Origin of the sequence: Rothia sp. HMSC071F11, from assembly GCF_001809115.1 — a bacterium.
GTDB classification, from domain to species: Bacteria; Actinomycetota; Actinomycetes; order Actinomycetales; family Micrococcaceae; genus Rothia; species Rothia dentocariosa.
The window spans coordinates 1-1,831 of the sequence record NZ_KV795725.1; the positions used below are offsets into that span (position 1 = coordinate 1).

3 protein-coding genes and 1 pseudogene are annotated in these 1,831 nt (G+C 44.4%); all 4 read right to left on the reverse strand.

Annotation, left to right across the window (positions count from 1 at the left end):
• Positions 1-181: pseudogene (locus tag HMPREF2554_RS00785) on the reverse strand (hypothetical protein); the annotation flags it as partial.
• 106 nt (positions 182-287) lie between these two features.
• Positions 288-560: a hypothetical protein gene (locus tag HMPREF2554_RS00790; protein ID WP_013398248.1), complete on the reverse strand. Its 273-nt coding sequence runs from the start codon at positions 558-560 to the stop codon at positions 288-290.
• A gap of 118 nt (positions 561-678) precedes the next feature.
• Positions 679-834, reverse strand: a complete 156-nt coding sequence (locus HMPREF2554_RS11700; protein WP_244864855.1) for a hypothetical protein — start codon at positions 832-834, stop codon at positions 679-681.
• A 372-nt stretch (positions 835-1,206) separates the two neighbouring features.
• Positions 1,207-1,479 (reverse strand): hypothetical protein, encoded by a 273-nt coding sequence (locus HMPREF2554_RS00800; RefSeq protein WP_115333518.1) that lies wholly within the window; start codon positions 1,477-1,479, stop codon positions 1,207-1,209.
• Between the last annotated feature and the right edge of the window lie 352 nt (positions 1,480-1,831).

Here is a 1,831-nt window from a genome sequence, read left to right on the forward strand (position 1 = left end):
CACGGTATTCTGCCCAGGCTTTCTCGACCGTGCAATACTTATACTTCCCCTCACTATCATCACCAAAAATACGTGCCAAATATCCCGGAAGAAACAAAAGTAAAAGGATCGCAATGATCAATAAAACAGTGCTAACCATCCCTTTCCGCCTTTTAGTACGTTGGGTACCTTGCTGTGCCATGACAACTCCTAGAGCTTCTACCGCAGTATTGGGGGAGTAACCAACTGACTATAATCATAATTCTGCACCTTAATCGCCGCGATCTGCAGAGAATCGGAAACCAGGACTATTTCTCCTTCTGAGGCTTGAGAGCCTTATAACCGCTCAAAAACAGTAAAACAGCAAGCGCAGTGTTAAAAGCACCGACTCCTATCATGGAAAGACTACTGACCAAGTTATTCTTGGTATCCGCTATCAAAAGTACAATCCCTAAAAGGGCTGCCACACACGACGGTATTCCTAGCAGCAACCCAAACACAAGGTACTGACGTGCGCTAGAGCGATCCATGACGGAAGGGTCATTGATATTTTCATTGCTCGTATCATCAGAGTATTTCATATACCTCTCCTAACACCCTTAGGCATCTTTGGAACCGCTCTTTCGGCAATTTAGCTAACAACCCAATCAATGCAGGAGGCACCACAACCTACCTTCCCTCAAATCCCTGCTCCCTTTTTTATGAAGGTCGTTCTGCCTTTTCAAACCTTGTCACAGAAACAGTCTTAGCATCCGGCATCTGAACATTAAGAAGAGTCACCTTGTAATACCCACCAACCTCCAAAGACCCCACATAATCATCCATCGACCGACCAGGATCCGGGGAATCTGTCATATACAAATTCCCACACTCTTTTGTCTTAAAATCTGCTACACGCTTATAATCCGTATTCCCCGAGACCAGACCACCCCGATCGTGCACATCAACATGCTCGAGGGTGCAATACTTATAATTCCCCGCACTATCATCACGCGAGAAAAAATAATATAAAGACCACACAACACCAAAAACTACAGCAAAAAATAAGAACGATACTATAGTGTCTTTAATATCCTTTTTTCTCTTATCTCCCATTCCCAACTATTCCTTCCTGCAGACACCATTGGCCAATGAACCCAATTCATAAAACTCCATGCACGGCATCAGAAACATAGCTATTCCTTTGAAACCATAGATGCCCCCTCTAGGAATATTCGTGCTTAGTGTCTATCGCAGGATGGGAGGCGTATACAGGTTCCGTATCCCGGTCTGAATACCATCCTTAGCCTTCGTCATGGCAGCCTGCGTAGTCTGCACAGAATTAACCAAACGTGCGCGGTTAAGAGCGGCAGTAGACTCATCCATCTTAGTCCCACTTCTCAAACCAGACTTCACCATATCTTTACCGAACCCCGACAGCGCTTTCTCGCCCATATCGCTCGTTTTGAACTCCTTCTGGTACGCGACAGTCTCAGCAGTATATCTGGTAGCCTCACGCACGCTACCCCCAGCATCATTAACAAGAGGTGAAACGTTAGTAGTGCCCAACAGTGGGCGAAAAACGACCCGCCGTCTGCACATGCGATACGCGGTACTTATTTCGGCAGGTAACTATAAAAATTTTTGAAATGCTACTGTATAGAAATACTTTACAAGTGTAATATGTGACATATTTTAGATATTTTCATCACATTCAATTACCTAGAATTTTTGTGTGAATGACCTGTTCTCGCTATATAAACAGCGGGGTCTTGACCTATTTTGGCTCTGCAGGCGGCGCGACACGAAAAATAAAGATTTGATAAAGACATGATGGTGTCCTTGACCCTCACTAAAAAGCAAACATAAACTA

Bases quoted from the DNA above. Each gene is read 5' to 3' on its own strand.
- HMPREF2554_RS11700 (WP_244864855.1), bottom strand. From the start codon at position 834: ATGACAGATTCCCCGGATCCTGGTCGGTCGATGGATGATTATGTGGGG.
- HMPREF2554_RS00790 (WP_013398248.1), bottom strand. From the start codon at position 560: ATGAAATACTCTGATGATACGAGCAATGAAAATATCAATGACCCTTCC.